This window comes from Rhodobacter sp. P2_H5 (assembly GCF_056403335.1).
On record NZ_JBFUFS010000021.1, the window covers coordinates 44,432 to 64,882 of the forward strand.

The following is a 20,451-nucleotide window of genomic DNA, read 5'->3' on the forward strand; positions in this document are numbered from 1 at the left end:
CTTTGCCAGAGGGGCGCGGGCCTATTCAGCATGATGGGTTGGGGTCAGGCCACGATATAGCGGTCGCGGCGGTGGTTGATGGCGATGACGACATTGACCACGACGGCGCCCAGAAAGCTGATCGCCACGGTTTTCACATCGCGAAGCGCGAAGGCCGCCGCGAAAAGCACCGCGTCAAAGCCCAGTTGCACCCAGCCCGCGCGCCAGCCAAAGCGGTCCTGCAGGATCAGGGCGACGATGCCGACGCCGCCGAGGCTCGCGCCATGGCGGAACAGCGCCAGCAGCGCCGAACCTGACAGGAAGCCGAAGAGCACCGCCCCCAGCACCGGGTTCAGCGTCGCAAAGCTGACCTCGTGCGGCATCCAGATCGACAGGCCCGAGAGAAGCGCCACGGCGAGGAAGGTCTTGACCGTAAAGCGCCACCCCATGCGGAAATAGCCGAGGATATAGAAGGGGATGTTGACGAGGAAGAACACCGGGCCAAAGCTCCACCCCGTCGCATAGGCGATCAGCACGGCAAGGCCCGCGGTCTGCCCGGTGACCAGGCCGAGATGGGTCAGGATGACGATGCCGAAGGCCGCCATGGTCGCGCCATAGGCGATGCCCTGCGCATCTTCCAGCAAGGTGTGTTTGGGCGCTTCGGCCATCGGAATTGCTCGTTTCGGGCCGGGTCAGGTCACCACATACCAGTCGCGGCGGTGGTTGAAGGCGATCACGGCGTTCAGGATCACCGCCCCTAACAGCGAGTAGAGCACCCGGTCAAGCGGCAGCAGGAAAAGCGCCACGGTGAAGAGGATCAGGTCATGGATCAGCTGGGTCCAACCCGCCTTGAAGCCGAAACGGTCCTGCAAGACCAAAGCCACGATCGACACGCCGCCCAAACTGCCGGAGTGGCGGAACAGGCCCAGAAGCCCGACCCCCGCGCTGACGCCGAACAGCACCGCCGAGGCCGCCGGATGGATATGGCCGATCACGACCAGGGGCTTCAGCGCCTCGGCCATGAGAGAGACGAAGACCACGGTGGTCAGGCTTTTCAGGCAAAACACCGGGCCGCGCACCCTATAGGCAAAGCCGAAGAAGGGGATGTTCATCACCAGAAACACGACCGAGAAGTTCCAGTGGAACACATAGGACAGGATCAGCGCCGTCCCCGCCGTGCCCCCGGTGACCAACCCCGCCGCGCGCAAGAGGTGGATGCCAAGCGCCGCCTGGGCCGAGGCGAGCACCAGACCCTGAAGGTCCTCGAACGGGGTGTAGCGGCGGGGTGAAGGGTCAGTATCCATGACCTAGTTTAGCGCAGCACATTGCGCCCTGTCCACTGCGTCCTGTGCATGACAGCGTTGCAACGCTGCCGGAAGTGAGCGCTTCCCGGGGCAAATCCCGCCGCTGCATTCGGGACATATTACGGACGCATTGTCGCCTTAATTGGACGTGCCCTTGACGGATTTAATTGGCGTGCCAATGAGTCTTTTTACCGGAGTTGGCCGTGATAATTCAGCCATATTCCTAGGGGATTGGTGGGGATCTCCTGCGCGAGTCTGACACTCATTGGAAGGTTTCCGTCTAACCTGTTGCGATAAATAGTTTATTTGTCGTTGAAATTTTAGGCATTCCGTGGCCTAATCAATCTGTAGTAGATAATTCTACTTCCTTAAAGTCTCGATCTCGTCTCTTTCTACGCCTTTGGTGCAAAGCTGGATGAGGCGCCCGTCGTCGGGTTCGACGGTTCACGAATTTTCATTCGGCTTCCTGGTACATGTAACCCTTGGAGGACTTTGACGTGACATTTAAAACAGGATGCAAACCGCAAGACAAAACCTGCTTTGGCGGGATCTGGCAGAAGCCAGCCCCGACGACGCTGGCGATGGCCCTGGTCGCGGGGCTTGGCCTCGGGGCCGGTGCCGCTTCAGCCGAGGGGCTTCTCGGCGGCGGCTCGCTCGCGGGGGTCTCGGTTTCGGTCGGCGGCGGTTCGCTGGCCCAGGTGGGCGCCAATGTCGGCGGCCTCAAGGCGGGCGCTTCGGTGCTGGATGGCACTTCGGTGGCGCGGGGCTGCGTCGGCGCCTGCGGGACCGCCACAAGCCCGACCCCGGGCACCGGTGTGACCGTCGGGGTGACGGTCGGCGGCACCACCACCCCCGGCACCACGACGCCCAATCCCACCACCACGCCGACGCCGGTCACCCCGGTCAGCGGCACCGGCACGCCGATCCCGCCGGCGCCCAAGGTCATCCCGGCGGCGGCCCTGCATTGTGCGGGGGCGGGCAACAGCGCGGTTTACAACGGATATCCGGTGGTCGATCGCAACGGCGTGCTGGCCGGCTGGGTCCATGACACCAAGCTGAGCCCCGATCTGAAGATCGTTCAGGTCCAGTTCGAGACCCTGAGCAAAAGCTGCGTCAGCCTGAAGGGCGGCGGCATCAAGGCGGCGGGCTACCAGATGCGCGTCAACATCGACAAGACCGCGCTGCAATGAGCCCGCACTGACGGTGCGGCGTGAAAAAGGGGCCGGCTTGCGCCCGGCCCCTTTGATCCTGACAGTCTGGCGGGTTCAGCCGGCCAGCGCCTTGTTCAGATACTCATCGACCTTTTCGAGGTAGCCGATCGTCGACAGCCACTTCTGATCCGGGCCGACCAACAGGGCGAGGTCCTTGGTCATCCAGCCATCTTCGACGGCATCCACGGTGACCTTTTCCAGCGTCTGGGCAAAGCGCATCAGCTGCGCGTTGTCGTCCAGCTTGGCGCGGTGCTTGAGGCCACCAGTCCAGGCGAAGATCGAGGCGACCGAGTTGGTCGAGGTCTGCTGACCCTTCTGGTGCTGGCGGAAGTGACGGGTCACGGTGCCATGCGCCGCTTCAGCCTCGACGATCTTGCCATCGGGCGTCATCAGGACCGAGGTCATCAGGCCCAGCGAGCCGAAGCCCTGCGCCACGGTATCCGACTGCACATCGCCGTCATAGTTCTTGCAGGCCCAGACATAGCCGCCCGACCATTTCATCGCCGAAGCCACCATGTCGTCGATCAGGCGGTGTTCGTAATGGATGCCGGCCGCCTTGAATTTCTCTTCGAATTCCTCGGCATAGACCTTGGCGAACAGATCCTTGAAGCGGCCGTCATAGGCCTTCAGGATCGTGTTCTTGGTCGACAGATAGACCGGCCAGCCTTTCAGCAGACCATAGTTCATCGAGGACCGGGCAAAGTCGATGATGCTGTCATCCAGGTTGTACATGCCCATGTAGACGCCGGCAGAGGGCGCCGAATAGACGGCCTTCTCGATCACCGTGCCGTCTTCGCCGACGAATTTCATCGACAGCTTGCCCGCGCCGGGGAAGTGGAAGTCGGTCGCGCGGTACTGGTCGCCGAAAGCATGGCGGCCGATGACGATCGGCTTGGTCCAGCCCGGCACCAGACGCGGCACGTTCTTGCAGATGATCGGCTCGCGGAAGATCACGCCGCCCAGAATGTTGCGGATCGTGCCGTTGGGCGATTTCCACATCTGCTTCAGGCCGAATTCCTCGACCCGGGCTTCGTCCGGGGTGATCGTCGCGCATTTGACGCCGACACCGTATTTCTTGATCGCCTCGGCGGCGTCCACGGTGATCTGGTCGTTGGTGCGGTCACGCTCCTCGATCCCGAGGTCGTAATATTTCAGATCAACGTCGAGATAGGGAAGGATCAGCTTCTGCTTGATGAAATCCCAGATGATCCGGGTCATCTCGTCGCCGTCGAGTTCGACGACGGGGTTGGCCACCTTGATTTTGGTCATGCATCTGCCCTTTCAGAAATGGAGTCAGGGGATTCTTACGGGAAAATCGCTGCGAAGGGAAGACGGTATGCAAAGGTATACCAAATAGTTTCTCACTCGAACAGCTCCAGCTGGGCGATGAAATCGCGCACCGGTTGTGACTTTGCATGGACGAGGGCGTCCTGTTTCAGCGCGGAAAGCGCCTCCCGGGCCGCCACCATCTCCGGGACCGGCCGGCAAACCAGGGCCTCCTCGATGTCGGGGAAGAACTTCGGGACGTGCAGCAGTTCGGAGAGCGCCGCGTGGATCGGCGCGAAGGTGGCGTAAAGCTCCGCCCGCATCGCCTCGCCATACATCTCGATCTGCGAGTTGCTGACAAGTTTCACGCGCTGCGTCGCATCGACGATGAATTCCACCACGGCACGCGCATGTTCGGGCGCATCGATGTTCACGCGACGGACGATTTCGACCAGGGCATAGGGGATGGACTCGTTCTTGCGCTCGGCCTCCGCCGAGGGCACATGGGGAATGCCGGTTTGGGCAAAGAAATCAATCGTCGTCCCGCCGGCTGCGACAACATCATCGTAATTGCGCACCACCATGCGGGCGGCGGGAAAAGCCTCCGACCAACGTTGAACGACAAGGTCGACGCGGAAATGGACCGAATTGAAATGCAGGCGGTGCGCACCATCCCGCAAGGAGCGCAATTTCGCCCCGAACCTCAACTGCTGCGCATGCCAGGACGCCAGGTAAATATCCGGTCGACGCAAGTTAAGCACCAGCGTGCAGTCTTCCGAACCGAAATTGAGCTTCATCCGGGGCATGATCTTTTGCCAAGACCGACCGGCAAAGCGCGACATGACCTCTGAACAGATCACGACATGTTCCGGTTTCAAATGCAGAATCTGCTGCTTGATCAAGCGGAACATCTGAAACCCGTCCGGCAGATTTGTGTGCCATGGCGGGATCTCATCCTTGCTCGCCTCGTTCAGCAGGCGGAATGCCAGGGCATTGTGCGGCTCGGCAACGCTCAGAGGGATAAAAGCCCGCTGCGCATCACGTCCGGCCAGAACGGCGGCAAGGGCGGCTGAAATGCCTTCTGATTCAACGGCAGGATAAAGAATGCCTTGCTTGAGCAGGGAAACGTAATTCGAAGCCATGTAGTTTTGCAGGGAGGTGGAGCCGGTCTTGTGATGACCAATAAAGAAAGCGACCTTCATACATTCTCCGTGGGTGGTTGCATGGTCTGATATGCCTCTCTTATCGTCTTTTTCCGGTCAAAATGCAACACGCGAAGCGGTGCCGCGCCTTGCACAGCTAATTCTGCGCAATCCTTTGCCCGTTAAAGCGGCGATGCCATTTTAAGGATGTGTCGAGCCCTGCAATGATTCCGCCGCGGAGCCCGGGCCGTTTTGAAACACCCGGTGCGCGCGGATTGCGATGTTTCGCCCAGCAGATCCCGGCCTTCCGCCGGAAACCTTGTGCTTTGGTTGGGGGTGTTGTAAGCAGTGACGTTACGCAGCGTTCCGATTGCCGGGCAAGTTTAGGGTGTTCAAATGTCTTGGTCCGTTACCTCCACTATGGATGAACCTCTGGAGTTGGTCTGTGCCTTTGTTGCGCATTATCTCAACCTTGGCGCCGCCGAGGTGCATCTTTTCCTCGACCGGGACAGGGAAGATGTCAAAGATGTCTTGACCGGAATTCCGCAGGTTAAATTCGTCGTCTGCACCGATGAATATTGGTCGGAAACCCGGGCGGGCACGCGTCCGATAGGGCAGACAATTCGCCAGGTCATCAATCTTCGCCGCGCCTATGCGGCATGTCGCCAGGATTGGCTGCTGTTCTGCGACGCGGACGAGTTTTTGCATGTCGATCCCTATTTTGCTTCGGTCGACGCACTGACCAAGGTCCTGGGCACCGAGGTCGATTTTCACACCTTCCGGCCGGCGGAAAGATTTTATGCCATCGGCGAGGAATCGGTGTCGATTTTCGATGGCCGCTATCGCTGCCGCAGCCCGCGGGTGCGGGAGTTTGGCGCCGATATCTACGGCGACGATTGGAAATATTTCAATTTCGGCTTGCTGCAGGATGGTCCCGGAAAATCGATCCTGCGCACCGACAGGGATTTGCAACTTGACATCCATGTGCCGAAAAACGGCCAGAAGGTCGAGCTTCGCGGCAAATCCGAGGATCTGCGGGCGGTGCGCAACTCCTTTCTGTTGCATTATGACGGGCTGACGCCGCTGCATTGGACCCTGAAACTGTCGCGCTGGTATCGCTCCATGATCGACCTCCTGGGCGATTCCGAGGAGGCGCTGCGCCAGCGCCGCGATCCGGGGCGCAATCTGCAGGCGCGGACGCTGCACGAAAATCGGGCCGACCCGCAGGCTTTGCTGAAGATGACGCGGCTGCAGTTCCTTTCGCTTGACAAGATAGCGGAACTTGATGCGCTTGGTGGAATTGCCAAGGTAGAACCCAATATCGGCGAGGCCGCGCGCCGGATGTTTTCGGCCCTCGATCTGGATTTTACGCAAAGTTCCTTTGACGAACGCCTGCGTCGAATTCACTCTGATTTCATCTCCGACAGCGACTTCCGCCTCTGATCACGGCCAACAGGAAAGACAGATGACAGTTATTCTTCCCCAATTCCGTTTCGCCTATTTTGCGGTGCCGAAGGCGGCTTGCACCACGGTCAAGACGATCCTGTTCGAAGCAGAAAACCAGGTCGCTCTGAGCAGCCTGATGCTGGGCGGCGCTCCCATTCGCGTGCATACGCTTTATCCGACGCGGCTGTTTTCAGAGATCAACAAGAAGCGGGTCGCGAGTTTTGCGAAGTTGACCGTGATCCGCGACCCGATCGAGCGTTTTGTTTCGGCCCACCGCAATCGTGTGTTTGACAAGGACGAGATCACCAACTCCCGCCATGCCGAGCGGTTTCGGAAACAGGGATTGTCGCTGCGCCCGTCCTTGAGCGAGTTCATTGAACATATCGCGGAATACCGCGCCGTCTGGGGAATTGAGCATCATATCAGCCCGCTGACATCCTTTCTGGGCCGTGATCCTAGCTACTTTGATTATGTCTACGATATTTCAGATCTGGGCGAGGCAATTCAACGGGTCAGCGAAATCACCGGCTGGACTGGCAAGGAACTGACCCTGAACCGGTCGGGTAAACATCGCCACGCGGAATCCGAATTGACCCGTGAGCAAAGGCTGTTCCTGGAGGATTTCTATGCTGAGGATTATGAGATCTTCGGCAAGTATTTCAAACGCGACTGACGCCGGGTGAATTGGTCGGGTGATTGAAGGCGCGGTCGATTGCCGCCGCACTTTCAGCCCAAAATGGAAATCCTTTGGTTCTGCTAAAAAGAAAACCCCCAATTCGGATTTCGGTCCGAATCGGAGGTTCAACAAACCCGGCGCCAAAAGCGAGTGCTCAGGTCACGCCAGCGGGTAATCTTTCGACAGAAGGGCAATCCTTGCGTCGGCGAGTGCGAAATATTCGGTGAGCAGGTCCTTGTCCTTGGATTCCTGCGCATCGCGGGTATTGGAGCGGATTTCACCGACTCCGGGTTTCAACTTGAACTTGATCCCGTTCGAGGAAATGAATCCGCTCAGGGTCTCTTGCCAGTTTTCCGAAGTGGTGACGTCAATCTCCATGAATTTCTTGCTTCTGGCCTGAAAATAGTTGCGGGCCTGGGCGTGAAACATCTCGCGGTCGAGGATCCACTTGTCGATTGCCAGGCTGGGCGAGGTGAAGAACTGCCGCGCCATCGGGCCGAGGTGTTGCTTGTAAATTCCCTCCGAGGGATTTGCCGCAAAGCCGAGCCGCATCACATGTTTGATGCGGGAATAGAGCCAGGGCTTCAGGCCCCGCACGTTCAGAATGAAGAGGCTGCCAGGAAACCAGTTGTCCAGGTTCTTGAAATTGGCGTCCTGTCCGTCGGTATAGCAGCGCGCGTTCTCAAATTCCGCTTTGAGTTTCGCGCTGTGGCTCCAGATCGGCCAGGAATCGCTGTGCAGTGACTTGAGCCCGCCGGCCTTGAAAAGATGATGCAGCGACGTCGTGCCGGTCTTGTTGAAACCAATACAAAAAATCTTTCCATCGGTCGTCATGGGCGGCCTCATTTCAATTGGGTAGAGCGTGGAGACATTCGTTTTCTTGAGAAAAGCGGCGCAGGCGTCAAGGGCAATCCACCGCTGACGCCGCGTGTTGCGCCAATATCTGCGAAATCACGGCCGAGCGCCGCGATTGTTTGCAGCCGCGGTGGGTTCCGGCGCCTCGCGTTTGGCGGCGAGCGTCGCCTCGATGAACTTGCGCGCCCGCTTTTCGGCCATGCGGACGCGGTAGGCGGTGGTATAGGCCTCCAGCAAGGTGGGCGAGGCGTCGGCGACGACCTTGGCCACCTTGTCGAAGAAACGCTCGTCGCCCAGCGTGTCCATCGCCTCGATCACATCGCGGGCCAAGGCGTCGCCCAGTTCCTCGATGATCGACATTTCAGCGCGAGACCTCGCCGAGCCGCCGTTTCACATAGGTGCTGACCGAAGAGATCATCGGCTTCATATGCGCCTCTTCATCCTTGAAGAAGTGGTCGGCGCCCTCGATCTGTTCATGGGTGATCGTGATGCCCTTCTGCTCGTGCAGCTTGTTGACGAGGGTCAGGGTGTCTTTCGGCGGGGCGACCTTGTCGGCGGTGCCGTTGATGATCAGACCCGAAGCCGGGCAGGGCGCCAGGAAGCTGAAGTCGTAGAGGTTGGCCGGCGGGGCGACCGAGATGAAACCGGTGATCTCGGGCCGCCGCATCAGAAGCTGCATGCCGATCCAGGCCCCGAAGGAGAAGCCCGCGACCCAGCAATGCTTGGCGTTCTGGTTCATCGACTGCAGGTAATCGAGCGCGCTTGCCGCATCCGACAATTCGCCGATCCCCATGTCATATTCGCCCTGGCTGCGGCCGACACCGCGGAAGTTGAAGCGCAGGACCGAAAAGCCGAGGTTGTAGAAGGCGTAATGCAGGTTGTAGACCACCTTGTTGTTCATCGTGCCCCCGTAATTCGGGTGCGGGTGCAAGACGATGGCGATCGGCGCGTCACGGTCCTTTTGCGGGTGATAGCGGCCTTCAAGACGCCCCTCGGGGCCGGCGAAAATAACTTCGGGCATTTTACATCGTCCAGTCTTGGGCCAAAGCCGCCTGCCGATTGTTGACAAAATCGGTCAGGGAACTTAGAACCATTCCAAAGGGGCCCAGTGCCACCTTCTCGTTCCGGTTTCAGGTAATGACCGGGACGGCTCACGTCAATGGGAATGCAAGACATGAAGCTGTCGACCAAGGGGCGATATGCGATGGTGGCGCTCGCCGACCTCGCGCTGGCCGAGATGAAGCCTGCCAAGGGCGATGACCTGATGTCGCTGGCCGAGATCGCCAAACGCCAGGACATCAGCCTGCCCTATCTGGAACAGCTGTTCGTCAAGCTGCGCCGGGCGGGGCTGGTCGAGGCGGTGCGGGGCCCGGGCGGCGGCTACAAGCTGGCCCGCGCGCCGGCGGAAATCCGGGTGTCGGAGATCCTGACCGCGGTCGAGGAGAATGTCGATGCGATGCATGCCGGCGCCGGCGCCTCGGGCGGGGTGTCGGGCACGCGGGCGCAGAGCCTGACCAACCGGCTGTGGGAGGGGCTTTCGGCGCATGTCTATGTCTTTCTGCACCAGACCAGGCTGTCGGATGTGATCCGCAACGAGATGCAGCCCTGTCCTGCCGTGCCGGCGCTGTTCGCTGTCGTCGATGAAGAATAGGGACGATTTTTCTGCGAAAAATCAGGGGGCTGCCCGCCCCCTCGTGCTGCGCACGCACCCCCGGGGATATTTGGGTCTGGATGAATGAAAACGAGAGCCTATCTGGACTGGAACGCGACCACGCCGCTGCGGGCCGAGGCGCGGGCGGCGATGGTGGCCGCGATGGATGTGCAGGGCAATCCCTCCTCGGTGCATGGCGAGGGGCGAGCGGCCAAGGCGCTGATCGAGAAGGCGCGGGCGCAGGTCGCGGCGGCTTTGGGGGCGGAGGGGGCGGATATCGTCTTCACCTCGGGGGCGACCGAGGCGGCGGCTTTGGCCTGTTCGGGGCGGGGCCTGCACTGTTCCGGGGTCGAGCATGATGCGGTGGCGGCCTGGTGTGCGGTGGATCTGGAGACGGCAGCTTCGGGCCTGGTGACGGTGGTCGACCCGGCGCGGTCGGCCCTGCAACTGGCCAATTCGGAGACCGGGGTGGTGCAGGAACTGCCCGAGGGGCTGGCGGTGTCGGATCTGACCCAGGCCTTCGGCAAGCTGCCTGTGGCCTTCAACTGGCTTGGCTGTCAGATGGGGTTGATCGCGGCGCACAAGCTCGGCGGGCCGAAGGGGGTTGGCGCTTTGGTCCTGCGGCGCGGGCTGGAGGTTGAGGCCTTGCTGAAGGGTGGCGGGCAGGAGATGGGGCGGCGCGCGGGCACCGAAAACCTGATCGGCATCGCGGGTTTTGGTGCCGCTGCCGAGGCTGCTGCGCGCGATCTGGCCGATGGGGTCTGGGAGCGGGTTGGCGAACTTAGAAATACTCTAAAAGAGGCGTTGTCCTCGCAGGGATTTGATACTATTTCTGTCGGGAATAGCGCGCGAACGCTGCCGAACACTTTGTGCCTGATTGCGCCCCACTGGAAGGGCGAAACTCAGGTCATGGCGATGGATCTTGCTGGCTTTGCCGTCTCGGCGGGCTCGGCCTGCTCCAGCGGCAAGGTCAGGGCAAGTCGCACGCTGAAGGCTATGGGCTATGACGAGACCCTGGCGGGGCAGGCGATCCGCATCACGCTGGGCCCGTCGAACACCGAGGACGAGATCTTGCGCTTTGCCGAGGTCTGGGGCCGGGAATACAGACGCATCCTGTCGCGGGTTGCATGAGGAACAGGCCGCAAGGCTTTGGAGCTTAAGGATTAAGATCATGACCGAAGCCGCTTTGGATACCCAAGCTTTGGAGGTTCGCGAAGGCGTGGACCGCGAGACGATCGAGACGGTCGCCTCGATGGGCGCCTATAAATACGGCTGGGCGACCGAGATCGAGACCGATTACGCGCCGAAGGGTCTGAACGAGGACATCGTTCGCCTGATCAGCGAGAAGAATGGCGAGCCGGAGTGGCTTCTGGAATGGCGTCTGGCCGCTTACCGCCGCTGGCTTGGCATGGAAGAGCCGCATTGGGCGATGCTGAACTACCCGGTGATCGACTATCAGGATCAGTATTACTACGCCAAGCCGAAGAGCATGGCGGTGAAGCCGAAGTCGCTGGACGACGTCGACCCGAAGCTTTTGGCCACCTACAAGAAGCTCGGCATCCCCTTGAAAGAGCAGGCTTTGCTGGCGGGCGTCGAGGCGCCAGAGGGCGAGCGGCGCGTGGCGGTGGATGCGGTGTTTGATAGCGTTTCGGTCGGCACCACCTTCAAGGCGGAACTGGCCAAGGCCGGGGTGATCTTCTGCTCGATCTCGGAAGCGGTGAAGGAACATCCGGAGCTGGTGAAGAAGTACCTCGGCTCGGTCGTGCCGCCCACCGACAACTTCTTTGCCACGCTGAACTCGGCCGTCTTCTCGGACGGGTCCTTCGTCTATATCCCGCCGGGCACGCGCTGCCCGATGGAATTGTCGACCTATTTCCGGATCAATGCCGAAAACACCGGGCAGTTCGAGCGCACGCTGATCATCTGCGACAAGGGCGCGCATGTGTCCTATCTGGAAGGTTGCACCGCGCCGAAGCGCGACACCAACCAGTTGCATGCGGCGGTGGTAGAAATCGTCATCCTCGAGGATGCCGAGGTCAAATATTCGACCGTGCAGAACTGGTATCCGGGCGACGAGAACGGCCTTGGCGGCATCTACAACTTTGTCACCAAGCGCGCCGATTGCCGCGAGGCGCGGGCCAAGGTGATGTGGACGCAGGTCGAGACCGGGTCGGCCATCACCTGGAAATACCCCTCCTGCATCCTGCGCGGCGATGATAGCCAGGGCGAGTTCTACTCGATCGCCATCGCCAACAACCACCAGCAGGCCGACACCGGCACCAAGATGATCCACCTCGGCAAGCGGACCAAATCCCGCATTGTTTCCAAGGGGATCTCGGCTGGTCATGCGCAGAACACCTACCGTGGTCTGGTGTCGATGCACCCGAAAGCCTCTGACAGCCGCAACTACACCCAATGCGACAGCCTCTTGATCGGCGACAAATGCGGCGCCCATACCGTGCCTTACATCGAGGTCAAGAACGCCTCTTCGCGCGTCGAGCATGAGGCCACCACCTCGAAGGTGGACGAGGATCAGCTCTTCTACTGTCGCTCGCGCGGGATGGATGAGGAGGAGGCCGTGGCTTTGGTGGTCAACGGCTTCTGCCGTGAGGTGCTCCAAGCCCTGCCGATGGAGTTTGCGATGGAAGCCCAAAGCCTGGTCGCGATCTCGCTTGAAGGTTCGGTGGGCTGAGCGCGATCTTGCCCCATTCCGCCCCTCAGATTGCGCAAACTTGCCTTGGCTTCGGGGCGGCTTGCCTCGCCAGACGGGGCAAGGGTGCTGTTGCGGCGCGGTGTGAGCTTCGCGCCGTAAGCCCTTGGCAACAGAGGGTTCACCATGGCTGAAGCCCCGAAACTGACCATGCCGGAAGCCGAGGCCGACCTGTTGCGCGCCACCTATCGCGACGCCGGGGTGATCCTGGAATATGGCATGGGGGGATCGACCCTCATAGCCGCCGAAACCGCCCGTGTGGCGGTGATGGCGGTGGAAAGCGACCGTGCTTGGTTCCTGCGGATGCAGGAATGGCTGGGCCTCAACCCCGCGCCGGTGCCGGTGACTCTGCACCACGCCAATATCGGTACGACCAAACGCTGGGGCTTTCCTGCCAACGGCAACAAGGCCGAGCGTTGGCCGCATTACGCGCTTGGCGTCTGGGACCGGTCGGACTTCCAGCATCCCGATGTGGTGCTGGTCGATGGCCGCTTCCGCCTCGCCTGCCTGCTGACCACGCTGATGCGCATCACGCGGCCGGTCCGCGTGCTTTGCGACGATTACGCCGGTCGCCCCGCCTATCACCGGATCGAAAGCCTCGTCGGTCCGCCCGAAATGACCGGCCGCATGGCCGCCTTCACCTTCACCCCGCAAAGCTTGCCCGTGGCGCAAATGGGCTGGATCATCCCCGCCTTCGCCACCCCGGCCTGAGACTAAAGGACAAAGAAATGCTTGAAATCAACAACCTGCATGTGAAACTTGAAGAAGAAGACAAGCAGATCCTGAAGGGTGTCACCCTGTCGATCGGGCCGGGTGAGGTGCATGCGATCATGGGGCCGAACGGCTCGGGCAAATCGACTTTGTCTTACGTCCTGTCGGGCCGTGAGGGTTATGAAGTCACCGAAGGCAGCGCCACTTTGGAAGGCGAAGACCTGCTGGCGATGGACCCCGAGGTGCGCGCCGCCAAGGGCCTGTTCCTCGCCTTCCAATACCCGGTCGAAATCCCCGGTGTCGGCAACATGACCTTCCTGCGCACCGCGCTCAACGCGCAGCGCAAGACCCGGGGCGAGCCTGAGGTTTCCGCCGGCGACTTCCTCAAACTGGTGCGCGAGAAAGCCAAAAGCCTGAAGATCGACGCCGAGATGCTGAAGCGCCCGGTCAATGTCGGCTTCTCGGGTGGTGAGAAAAAGCGCAACGAAATCCTGCAGATGGCCATGCTGGAACCCAAGATGTGCATCCTGGACGAGACCGATTCCGGCCTGGATGTCGATGCGATGAAGCTGGTCTCCGAAGGGGTCAACGCCCTACGTTCCGAGGGCCGCAGCTTCCTGGTGATCACCCACTACCAGCGCCTTCTCGACCATATCAAACCCGATGTCGTCCACATCATGGCCAATGGGCGGATCATCAAGACCGGCGGCCCGGACCTCGCCCTGGAGGTTGAAAACAACGGCTACGCCGATCTTCTGGCCGAAAACGCGGCTGAGGTGAAGTGATGGGTGCGATCTCTCCCCGGGCCGAGGCGCTGGCGCAGCGGCTGGCCGCTTTGACCCTGCCGTCGGGGCTGGATGCGGCGCGCAAGGCCGCAGCGGGCCGGCTCGAGGCGATTGGCCTGCCGATCCGTCGTGACGAATACTGGCGCTACACCGATCCGGCCACGCTGACCGCCATCGCAGCGCCCGAAGCGCCGCTGTTTCAGGGCGCCGTTGAGGCGCCGCTGTTTGACGCCGTGGACCGGCTGAAGCTGGTCTTCACTGATGGCGTCTTTGACGCGGCGGCCTCGGATGCGCTGGAGCTTTCGGGCGTGACCATCGCGCGTCTGGCCGAGGTCGGCGCGGGTCACTGGGCCGAGGGTCTTTATGGCACGCTGGAAACCGCCGGGCAGAAGCCGGTGGCGCGTCCCCTGGCGGCGCTCAATTCGGCCTATGCGACGGACGGCTTGCTGATTGATGTGACGGGGCAGGCGGCCAAGCCGGTCTCGGTGATTTACAACCAGACATCAACCACTTCGGATGCGATCCTCCACCACGTCATCCGGCTTGCCCCCGGCGCCGAACTGACGTTGCTGGAGGATGGCCCCGCCGCAGCCCGCCTGAACGCCGTGCTGGAGGTGGACGTTGCCGATGGCGCGCGCTTCCACCATGTCCGCGCTCAGGGCCGCACCCATGACCGCCGCGCCGCAAGCCATCTTTTCACCCGGCTTGGCGCCAAATCGGTGTTCAAAAGCTTCACCCTGACCGCCAATGGCGTGCTGACCCGCAACGAATCCGTCATCGACTTCACCGGCGATGACGCGGTGGCCCATATCGCAGGCGCCGCGATGGGGGATGGCGCGTTTCATCACGACGACACGGTTTTCATCACCCATGGGGCCGAGCGGTGCGAAAGCCGTCAGGTCTATAAATCGGTGCTGAAACATGGCGCGGTTGGCGTCTTCCAGGGCAAGATCCTTGTGAAGAAAGGCGCGCAAAAGACGGATGGCTATCAGATTTCCCAGGCTTTGCTGTTGGACGAGGACAGCCAGTTCCTCGCCAAGCCCGAGCTTGAAATCTACGCCGATGACGTCAAATGCAGCCATGGTTCGACCTCCGGCGCCATCGACGAGACGGCGCTCTTCTACCTGCAATCGCGCGGCGTGCCGCGGCGGGTGGCGCAGAGCCTGTTGATCCTCGCCTTCCTCGCCGAAGCCATTGCCGAGATCGAGGACGAGGCGATTGCCGAGGATATCCGCGCGCGGCTGGAAGGCTGGCTTGAAAGGCACGACGGCTGATGGCCCTGACTTCGGACATCGTCGAAAGCTGGCGCAGACCGCGGGCGGTGATCCGCAGGCTGCAGGCGAGGGGACGCTCGGAAGCGTTTGTTTTCACGTTTCTTTTCGTCTTCCTCCTGCTCGCCCTGACCTCGCTTGCGCCTTACCTCGCGCGTGAGGCCGCCTTGCATCCCGAAGTGCCCCTGATACCGCGCCTTCTGGCGGCGGCCCTGGGGATGTTGGTGCTGATCCCGGTGTTCTACCTGCTCGCCGCCCTTGGCCATCTGGTCGCGCGTCTGATGGGCGGCAGCGGCGGTTATTACGAGGGGCGGCTCGCGCTGTTCTGGGCGCTGGTCGCCATCACGCCGGCCATGCTGCTTTATGGTCTGGTGCGGGCCTTTGCCGATGGCTCGGCCGGGGTTCCGGTGGTGGGATTTCTGACTTTTCTTTTGTTCATCGTGCTTTACACGGTGATGTTGCGCGAGGTGGAAGGCCAATGAATATCACCCCAGGCACGGTTTTCGCGGCCGCCCGGGCCACGCTCTCCGACCCCGCCGGGGCCGCGCGTCAGGTCATGGCGCTGCGCCTGAATACGAGCGAGGGCCTGATGGCCATCGCCGCCATGGCCGTGCTCGACACGCTTCTGACCGTCCTGACGATGCAATTCGCCGGCCCGGTGCCCGAAAGTGCCATTCAGGATGTGCTGAACAACCCCTTCCTTCTGGCGGTGAGCCAGTTCTTCGCGCTGGTCCTCGGCGCCTTCCTGATGTGGCGGGTTGGAAAAATGTTCGGCGGCACCGGCACTTTCGCCAAGAGCCTGGCGCTGACCGCCTGGCTTGAGGTGGTGCTGATGCTCCTCAAGCTTGGGCAACTGGCCGTACTGCTGCTCTTGCCGGTGCTGGCGGCGCCGGTGCTGCTGGCCTCGGCCTTCGCCTATTTCTACCTCTTGACCCAGTTCACCGCCGCGTTGAACGGATTTACCTCTCTGATCAAGACCTTCCTCGGCATTCTTCTCACCCTGTTCGCCATGGTCTTTCTCCTCGGCCTGGCGATCGCGCTTCTGCTTCCGGTGCCCCATGTATGACGTTCAAGCCATCCGCGCAGACTTCCCGATCCTGAGCCGTGAGGTGAACGGCAAGCCGCTTGTCTACCTCGACAACGGCGCCTCGGCGCAAAAGCCGCGCGTGGTGATCGATGCGATGACCAAGGCCTACGAGCAGGAATATGCCAATGTGCACAGGGGCTTGCACTACCTTTCGAACCTTGCGACCGAACATTACGAATCCGTCCGCGGCCGCATTGCGCGCTTTCTGAACGCCGATGAGAACGAGATCATCTTCAACACCGGGGCGACCGAAGGGATCAACCTTGTCTCCTACGGCTGGGCCGCACCTCGCCTGCAGGCGGGGGATGAGATCGTCCTGTCGGTGATGGAGCATCACGCCAATATCGTCCCCTGGCATTTCCTGCGCGAGCGGCAGGGCGTTGTGCTGAAATGGGTCGAGTGCGACCTGAACGGCGATCTGGATCCGCAGGCGGTGATCGACGCCATCGGGCCGCGCACCAAGCTGGTGGCCGTCACCCATATGTCGAATGTGCTGGGCACCGTGGTCGATGTCGCCGCGATCTGCAAAGGCGCTGCCGGCAAGGGCGTGCCCGTGCTGGTCGACGGCAGCCAGGCCGCCGTCCACATGCCGGTGGATGTGAAGGCTCTGGGCTGCGATTTCTACGCCATCACCGGACATAAGCTTTATGGCCCAAGCGGTTCCGGCGCGATCTTCATCCGTGCTGATCGCCAGGCCGAGATGCGGCCTTTCCTCGGCGGCGGCGACATGATCCGCGAAGTGACCCGCGAGGCGATCACCTGGAACGACCCGCCGATGAAGTTCGAGGCCGGCACCCCCGGCATCGTCCAGCAGATCGGCCTTGGCGTGGCGCTCGACTATATGACCGGGCTCGGCATGTCGAACATCGCCGCGCACGAGCGCCGCATCCGCGACTATGCCCGCGACAGGCTCAATGGGCTCAACTGGCTGAATGTGCAGGGCAATTCGGCGAACAAGGGGGCGATCTTCTCCTTCACGCTGAACGGTCCGGCCCATGCGCATGACATCTCGACCGTGCTGGACAAGCGCGGCATCGCGGTCAGGGCAGGCACCCATTGCGCCATGCCTCTGCTCAGTTTCTTCGGCCAGACCGCGACCTGCCGCGCCTCCTTTGGGCTTTACAACACCGAGGCCGAGGTCGACGCGCTGGTTTCGGCGCTGGAGTTTTGTCAGGAGCTTTTCGGCTGATTTGCGGTTGCATGGGGTTCGGCTTTCGACTATCTGAACCCCATCCTGCACCCATAGCTCAGCTGGATAGAGCGTTGCCCTCCGAAGGCAAAGGTCGCACGTTCGAATCGTGCTGGGTGCACCAAATTCCCCTCTGATCCGCGCGAACAGGCCTTGTGCCTTGGCCCTTGGCTTGGCAAGTCTGCCCGGCATCACGGGAGGCGGGATGGCGCGGGTTTTCGGGCATTTTGGCGAGCTGATGCAGGGCAGGATCGGACCTTCGGGGCCGGTGGCCCTGGTCACACTGCCATGTCCGGTGCTTTGGGCCGAGGCCACAGCCACGCCCGCGCGCAGCCTTACACTGTATCAACCGGTGCCCGTGGTCGCGCGGGCGCGCCTGATGCGGGTTTTGCGGCGCCTTGACCTTGCGCCGGTGGGGCGGCTGCGTCTGGCCTTGAACATGCCGGTCGGCGGCGGGGCCGGGGCCTCGACTGCCGCACTGCTGGCCCTGGCTCTCGCGGTGGGGGCCGCCGATTCCGAAGGCCTGATCGCCGCGGTGCTGGAGGCCGAGGGCGCCTCGGATCCCTTGCTGTTCGCCCATCCCGAACGCCTTCTCTGGGCCTCGCGCCGGGGCGCGGTGCTGGCCGATCTGCCCTCGCTGCCCAAGTTCGAGGTGCTGGGCGGCTTCTTCGGCCCAGGGTTGCGCACCGACCCGCGGGATGCCAATTTCCCCGACATCAGCGATCTGGTCGAGGCATGGCCCGGCGCCGATCTGGCCCGGATGGCCCATCTGGCGAGCCTTTCGGCCAAGCGCACCCTGGCCCTGCGCGGGCCCAAGGGCGACCCGACCGAGGAGCTGGCCCATAGGCATTCCGCCCTTGGTTTCAGCATCGCCCATACCGGCGCCGCCCGCGCCTTGATCTTTGCGCCGGGAACTGTCCCTCAAGCGGCGGCAGCAGACTTGCGCGAGGCCGGATTTTCGCGGATCACCCGGTTCAGATGCGGGGGATAGGGCATGTTTGCAGGGGCGATGCTGGTGGCGATGGCGGTGGACACGGCTTTGGGCTGGCCCGACCGGATTTATGACCGCATCGGCCATCCGGTGACCTGGATCGGCGCCGTGATCGAGAAGGCGGATCAGGAAATGAACCTGGAGACCGACGCCTTCTGGAAGCGCCGGCTCAAGGGGATCATCGTCTGCCTCGGCGTGACCTCCTTTGCGATTCTCGTGGCGCAGCTGGCGGTCTGGTGCCTGCCGGGCGGGATCTGGGGCGGCGTTCTGACCGGGGTCCTGGCCTGGCCGCTGGTCGCCGGACGCTCGCTTTATGACCATGTGCGGCGGGTCGCGGCCCCCCTGGCGCGGCGCGATCTGCAAGGCGCCCGTGATGCGGTGGCAATGATCGTCGGGCGCGATCCGATGCGGCTGGATACGCCCGGCGTGGCGAGGGCCGCCCTGGAGAGTCTGGCCGAGAATGCCTCGGACGGGGTGGTGGCGCCCCTGTTCTGGGGGGCGCTCTTTGGTCTGCCGGGGATTGCGGCCTACAAGGCGATCAACACGATGGATTCGATGATCGGTCATATGAGCGCGCGGCACCGCGCCTTCGGCTGGGCTGCGGCGCGGCTGGATGATCTGGTCAACCTGGTTCCGGCGCGGCTGACCGCCCTGCTGTTCATCGCCGTCGCGGGGGCGGCGCGCGGCATGGCGTTCAAGGTGATGATCGCCGACGCCGGCCACCACCGTTCTCCCAATGCCGGCTGGCCGGAGGCCGCCTTGGCCGGGGCGCTTGGGGTGCGGCTTTCGGGCCCGCGCAGCTACGGCGGGGCCGTCTCGGCCGAGCCTTGGGTGAACGAGGGCGCGCCAGACCCCGGGGCGATGGACCTCGGGCGGGGTTTGAACCTGTACCTCGCCGCCGTGCTGGCGCTGGCCGGGCTTCTGGCCGTGGTGGCGCTGGTATGAGGGGCCAGATCAGGGATCACGGCGGCAACCTCGACTGGGCGCGGGAGCACTTCGGCGGCAGCGACTGGATCGACCTGTCGACCGGGATCAACCGGGTGCCCTATCCGGTGCCTTCCCTAAGCGCGCAGGCTTTCACCGCCCTGCCGACCCGGCCCGCGATGGCGGCCTTGCTCGCCGCCGCCGGGCAGGCTTTCGGGACGGCGGCGCCAATGGTGGCGCTGGCCGGCGCGCAGGCGGCAATCCAGATGGTGCCTTTGCTGCGGCCGGTCGGGCAGGCACGCGTGCTGTCGCCGACCTATAACGAACATGCCGCCACCCTGCGTGCCTGCGGCTGGCAGGTGGAAGAGGTCCCGGGGCTGGAGGATCTCGCCGGGGCCGATCTGGCCGTGGTGGTCAACCCCAACAACCCCGACGGGCGGCATTGGCCGCGCGCGGCTTTGCGGGATCTGGCGGGCAAGGTCGGGCTCTTGGTGGTGGACGAAAGCTTCGCCGACCCGATGCCGCAGGAGAGCCTTGCCGCCGAGGCTGGGCAGGGCGGATTGATCGTGTTGCGCAGCTTTGGCAAGTTCTACGGGTTGGCGGGGGTGCGGCTGGGCTTTGCCCTCGGCGCCGAGGCCGATGTGGCGCGCTTGCGCGAACTGGCCGGGCCCTGGCCGGTGGCGGGCCCCGCGATCGAGATCGGCACACTGGCGCTGCGTGATGGCCCCTGGGCACAGGCCACCACCGCGCGGCTGGGGGGCGAGGCTGCGCGCCTTGATGCGATCTGCACGAGGGTCGGCTGGCAAGCCCTTGGCGGCACGCCGCTTTTCCGCCTTTTTAACACGCCGGATGCGGCAGAGGCGCAGGCCTTCCTGGCCCGCGCGAAGATCTGGAGCCGGATTTTCCCCTGGCATCGGGGCTGGATCCGCCTGGGCCTGCCCGGGGGCGATGCGGAATGGGCGCGGGTGTCAGCCCTGTAGCCTTAGGATCTGGAAGATGGGCAGATTGCCCATCCTTGTCTCTTGGCGATCTGCGACAATGGAGGTTGCAGACGAGACCCCGGTCCATCCTTGGGTGCCTGAGCCCGTCCGGTAGCTTGGGGCTCGTCTGCGTTTTCGCGTTCAAACCTGAACAGTTGCCTGGGGCGCTGCGCCAACAGACGACCCCGCAGATCAAGGACAGGCCGCCATGACTTTGCCACGGGATTTCATCGGTGTCGACGTTTCGAAGGATTGGCTCGACACCTTCTCGCT

At 62.6% G+C, this 20,451-nt stretch carries 22 protein-coding genes and 1 tRNA gene; 16 read left to right on the forward strand and 7 right to left on the reverse strand.

The annotated features are described in order from the left end of the window. Positions 1-44: 44 nt before the first annotated feature. Both AC1DVR_RS20255 and AC1DVR_RS20260 read right to left on the reverse strand, forming a co-directional pair. Entirely contained in the window at positions 45-647 is a 603-nt protein-coding gene (locus AC1DVR_RS20255; protein WP_478002415.1) for a YitT family protein, read from the reverse strand. Between the two features lie 24 nt (positions 648-671). After that, positions 672-1,283, reverse strand: a complete 612-nt coding sequence (locus AC1DVR_RS20260) for a YitT family protein (RefSeq protein ID WP_478002416.1) — start codon at positions 1,281-1,283, stop codon at positions 672-674. A 497-nt stretch (positions 1,284-1,780) separates the two neighbouring features. On the opposite strand from AC1DVR_RS20260, the gene AC1DVR_RS20265 reads away from it, so the two are divergent. Continuing rightward, positions 1,781-2,473 (forward strand): hypothetical protein, encoded by a 693-nt coding sequence (locus AC1DVR_RS20265; protein ID WP_478002417.1) that lies wholly within the window; start codon positions 1,781-1,783, stop codon positions 2,471-2,473. Between the two features lie 75 nt (positions 2,474-2,548). On the opposite strand, the gene AC1DVR_RS20270 is transcribed toward AC1DVR_RS20265, so the two are convergent. Together AC1DVR_RS20270 and AC1DVR_RS20275 are read right to left on the reverse strand one after the other, a co-directional pair. Next, positions 2,549-3,763, reverse strand: coding sequence for an NADP-dependent isocitrate dehydrogenase (locus AC1DVR_RS20270; RefSeq protein WP_478002418.1), 1,215 nt, complete (start codon positions 3,761-3,763; stop codon positions 2,549-2,551). Positions 3,764-3,855: 92 nt separating this feature from the next. Further along, a complete protein-coding gene (locus AC1DVR_RS20275; RefSeq protein ID WP_478002419.1) occupies positions 3,856-4,962 on the reverse strand; it encodes a hypothetical protein in 1,107 nt (368 codons plus the stop codon). A gap of 360 nt (positions 4,963-5,322) precedes the next feature. Between AC1DVR_RS20275 and AC1DVR_RS20280 the strand changes: the two genes are divergently transcribed. Together AC1DVR_RS20280 and AC1DVR_RS20285 are read left to right on the forward strand one after the other, a co-directional pair. Beyond that, positions 5,323-6,345 (forward strand): glycosyltransferase family 2 protein, encoded by a 1,023-nt coding sequence (locus tag AC1DVR_RS20280; protein ID WP_478002420.1) that lies wholly within the window; start codon positions 5,323-5,325, stop codon positions 6,343-6,345. A 22-nt stretch (positions 6,346-6,367) separates the two neighbouring features. Next, positions 6,368-7,021: a sulfotransferase family 2 domain-containing protein gene (locus AC1DVR_RS20285; RefSeq protein ID WP_478002421.1), complete on the forward strand. Its 654-nt coding sequence runs from the start codon at positions 6,368-6,370 to the stop codon at positions 7,019-7,021. 162 nt (positions 7,022-7,183) lie between these two features. On the opposite strand, the gene AC1DVR_RS20290 is transcribed toward AC1DVR_RS20285, so the two are convergent. From AC1DVR_RS20290 to AC1DVR_RS20300, 3 genes are all read right to left on the reverse strand, one after another. Then, the gene (locus AC1DVR_RS20290; protein WP_478002422.1) at positions 7,184-7,858 is read right to left on the reverse strand and encodes a sulfotransferase family protein; all 675 of its coding nucleotides are present in this window, start codon (positions 7,856-7,858) and stop codon (positions 7,184-7,186) included. 117 nt (positions 7,859-7,975) lie between these two features. Beyond that, on the reverse strand, positions 7,976-8,239 hold the full coding sequence (locus tag AC1DVR_RS20295; protein ID WP_478002423.1) for a hypothetical protein: 264 nt from the start codon (positions 8,237-8,239) through the stop codon (positions 7,976-7,978). A 1-nt stretch (position 8,240) separates the two neighbouring features. Beyond that, on the reverse strand, positions 8,241-8,900 hold the full coding sequence (locus AC1DVR_RS20300) for an alpha/beta hydrolase (protein WP_478002424.1): 660 nt from the start codon (positions 8,898-8,900) through the stop codon (positions 8,241-8,243). A 153-nt stretch (positions 8,901-9,053) separates the two neighbouring features. On the opposite strand from AC1DVR_RS20300, the gene iscR reads away from it, so the two are divergent. The 13 genes from iscR to cobD all read left to right on the forward strand — a co-directional run bounded on the left by iscR (position 9,054) and on the right by cobD (position 20,178). Next, positions 9,054-9,530 carry a Fe-S cluster assembly transcriptional regulator IscR gene (iscR, locus tag AC1DVR_RS20305; RefSeq protein WP_478002425.1) on the forward strand — a complete coding sequence of 159 codons (477 nt, stop codon included), beginning with the start codon at positions 9,054-9,056 and terminating at the stop codon, positions 9,528-9,530. A gap of 84 nt (positions 9,531-9,614) precedes the next feature. Continuing rightward, positions 9,615-10,661, forward strand: coding sequence for a cysteine desulfurase family protein (locus tag AC1DVR_RS20310; protein ID WP_478002426.1), 1,047 nt, complete (start codon positions 9,615-9,617; stop codon positions 10,659-10,661). 40 nt (positions 10,662-10,701) lie between these two features. Then, positions 10,702-12,222 carry a Fe-S cluster assembly protein SufB gene (gene sufB / locus AC1DVR_RS20315; RefSeq protein ID WP_478002427.1) on the forward strand — a complete coding sequence of 507 codons (1,521 nt, stop codon included), beginning with the start codon at positions 10,702-10,704 and terminating at the stop codon, positions 12,220-12,222. Positions 12,223-12,366: 144 nt separating this feature from the next. After that, positions 12,367-12,951 (forward strand): phosphoheptose isomerase family protein, encoded by a 585-nt coding sequence (locus AC1DVR_RS20320; RefSeq protein WP_478002428.1) that lies wholly within the window; start codon positions 12,367-12,369, stop codon positions 12,949-12,951. Between the two features lie 17 nt (positions 12,952-12,968). Beyond that, positions 12,969-13,736 (forward strand): Fe-S cluster assembly ATPase SufC, encoded by a 768-nt coding sequence (gene sufC / locus AC1DVR_RS20325; RefSeq protein ID WP_478002429.1) that lies wholly within the window; start codon positions 12,969-12,971, stop codon positions 13,734-13,736. Next, positions 13,736-15,010 carry a Fe-S cluster assembly protein SufD gene (sufD, locus tag AC1DVR_RS20330; protein WP_478002430.1) on the forward strand — a complete coding sequence of 425 codons (1,275 nt, stop codon included), beginning with the start codon at positions 13,736-13,738 and terminating at the stop codon, positions 15,008-15,010. Before sufC ends, sufD begins: the two co-directional genes overlap by 1 nt. Continuing rightward, positions 15,010-15,489, forward strand: coding sequence for a YIP1 family protein (locus AC1DVR_RS20335; RefSeq protein WP_478002432.1), 480 nt, complete (start codon positions 15,010-15,012; stop codon positions 15,487-15,489). Before sufD ends, AC1DVR_RS20335 begins: the two co-directional genes overlap by 1 nt. Beyond that, a complete protein-coding gene (locus tag AC1DVR_RS20340; RefSeq protein ID WP_478002433.1) occupies positions 15,486-16,073 on the forward strand; it encodes a YIP1 family protein in 588 nt (195 codons plus the stop codon). The genes AC1DVR_RS20335 and AC1DVR_RS20340 overlap by 4 nt, the downstream gene beginning before the upstream one ends. Further along, positions 16,066-17,283 carry a cysteine desulfurase gene (locus AC1DVR_RS20345; RefSeq protein ID WP_478002434.1) on the forward strand — a complete coding sequence of 406 codons (1,218 nt, stop codon included), beginning with the start codon at positions 16,066-16,068 and terminating at the stop codon, positions 17,281-17,283. Before AC1DVR_RS20340 ends, AC1DVR_RS20345 begins: the two co-directional genes overlap by 8 nt. A 47-nt stretch (positions 17,284-17,330) precedes the next feature. Then, a tRNA-Arg gene (locus AC1DVR_RS20350) sits at positions 17,331-17,407 on the forward strand. A gap of 81 nt (positions 17,408-17,488) precedes the next feature. Next, positions 17,489-18,274 (forward strand): propanediol utilization protein, encoded by a 786-nt coding sequence (locus AC1DVR_RS20355; protein ID WP_478002436.1) that lies wholly within the window; start codon positions 17,489-17,491, stop codon positions 18,272-18,274. A gap of 3 nt (positions 18,275-18,277) precedes the next feature. Then, positions 18,278-19,219 (forward strand): adenosylcobinamide-phosphate synthase CbiB, encoded by a 942-nt coding sequence (gene cbiB, locus AC1DVR_RS20360; RefSeq protein ID WP_478002437.1) that lies wholly within the window; start codon positions 18,278-18,280, stop codon positions 19,217-19,219. Between the two features lie 8 nt (positions 19,220-19,227). Then, positions 19,228-20,178, forward strand: coding sequence for a threonine-phosphate decarboxylase CobD (cobD, locus tag AC1DVR_RS20365; RefSeq protein ID WP_478002442.1), 951 nt, complete (start codon positions 19,228-19,230; stop codon positions 20,176-20,178). Positions 20,179-20,451 lie beyond the last annotated feature (273 nt).

Bases quoted from the DNA above. Each gene is read 5' to 3' on its own strand.
- AC1DVR_RS20255 (WP_478002415.1), bottom strand. From the start codon at position 647: ATGGCCGAAGCGCCCAAACACACCTTGCTGGAAGATGCGCAGGGCATC.
- AC1DVR_RS20260 (WP_478002416.1), bottom strand. From the start codon at position 1,283: ATGGATACTGACCCTTCACCCCGCCGCTACACCCCGTTCGAGGACCTT.
- AC1DVR_RS20270 (WP_478002418.1), bottom strand. From the start codon at position 3,763: ATGACCAAAATCAAGGTGGCCAACCCCGTCGTCGAACTCGACGGCGAC.
- AC1DVR_RS20275 (WP_478002419.1), bottom strand. From the start codon at position 4,962: ATGAAGGTCGCTTTCTTTATTGGTCATCACAAGACCGGCTCCACCTCC.
- AC1DVR_RS20280 (WP_478002420.1), top strand. From the start codon at position 5,323: ATGGATGAACCTCTGGAGTTGGTCTGTGCCTTTGTTGCGCATTATCTC.
- AC1DVR_RS20285 (WP_478002421.1), top strand. From the start codon at position 6,368: ATGACAGTTATTCTTCCCCAATTCCGTTTCGCCTATTTTGCGGTGCCG.
- AC1DVR_RS20290 (WP_478002422.1), bottom strand. From the start codon at position 7,858: ATGACGACCGATGGAAAGATTTTTTGTATTGGTTTCAACAAGACCGGC.
- AC1DVR_RS20295 (WP_478002423.1), bottom strand. From the start codon at position 8,239: ATGTCGATCATCGAGGAACTGGGCGACGCCTTGGCCCGCGATGTGATC.
- AC1DVR_RS20300 (WP_478002424.1), bottom strand. From the start codon at position 8,900: ATGCCCGAAGTTATTTTCGCCGGCCCCGAGGGGCGTCTTGAAGGCCGC.
- iscR (WP_478002425.1), top strand. From the start codon at position 9,054: ATGAAGCTGTCGACCAAGGGGCGATATGCGATGGTGGCGCTCGCCGAC.
- AC1DVR_RS20310 (WP_478002426.1), top strand. From the start codon at position 9,615: ATGAAAACGAGAGCCTATCTGGACTGGAACGCGACCACGCCGCTGCGG.
- sufB (WP_478002427.1), top strand. From the start codon at position 10,702: ATGACCGAAGCCGCTTTGGATACCCAAGCTTTGGAGGTTCGCGAAGGC.
- AC1DVR_RS20320 (WP_478002428.1), top strand. From the start codon at position 12,367: ATGGCTGAAGCCCCGAAACTGACCATGCCGGAAGCCGAGGCCGACCTG.
- sufC (WP_478002429.1), top strand. From the start codon at position 12,969: ATGCTTGAAATCAACAACCTGCATGTGAAACTTGAAGAAGAAGACAAG.
- sufD (WP_478002430.1), top strand. From the start codon at position 13,736: ATGGGTGCGATCTCTCCCCGGGCCGAGGCGCTGGCGCAGCGGCTGGCC.
- AC1DVR_RS20335 (WP_478002432.1), top strand. From the start codon at position 15,010: ATGGCCCTGACTTCGGACATCGTCGAAAGCTGGCGCAGACCGCGGGCG.
- AC1DVR_RS20340 (WP_478002433.1), top strand. From the start codon at position 15,486: ATGAATATCACCCCAGGCACGGTTTTCGCGGCCGCCCGGGCCACGCTC.
- AC1DVR_RS20345 (WP_478002434.1), top strand. From the start codon at position 16,066: ATGTATGACGTTCAAGCCATCCGCGCAGACTTCCCGATCCTGAGCCGT.
- AC1DVR_RS20355 (WP_478002436.1), top strand. From the start codon at position 17,489: ATGGCGCGGGTTTTCGGGCATTTTGGCGAGCTGATGCAGGGCAGGATC.
- cbiB (WP_478002437.1), top strand. From the start codon at position 18,278: ATGTTTGCAGGGGCGATGCTGGTGGCGATGGCGGTGGACACGGCTTTG.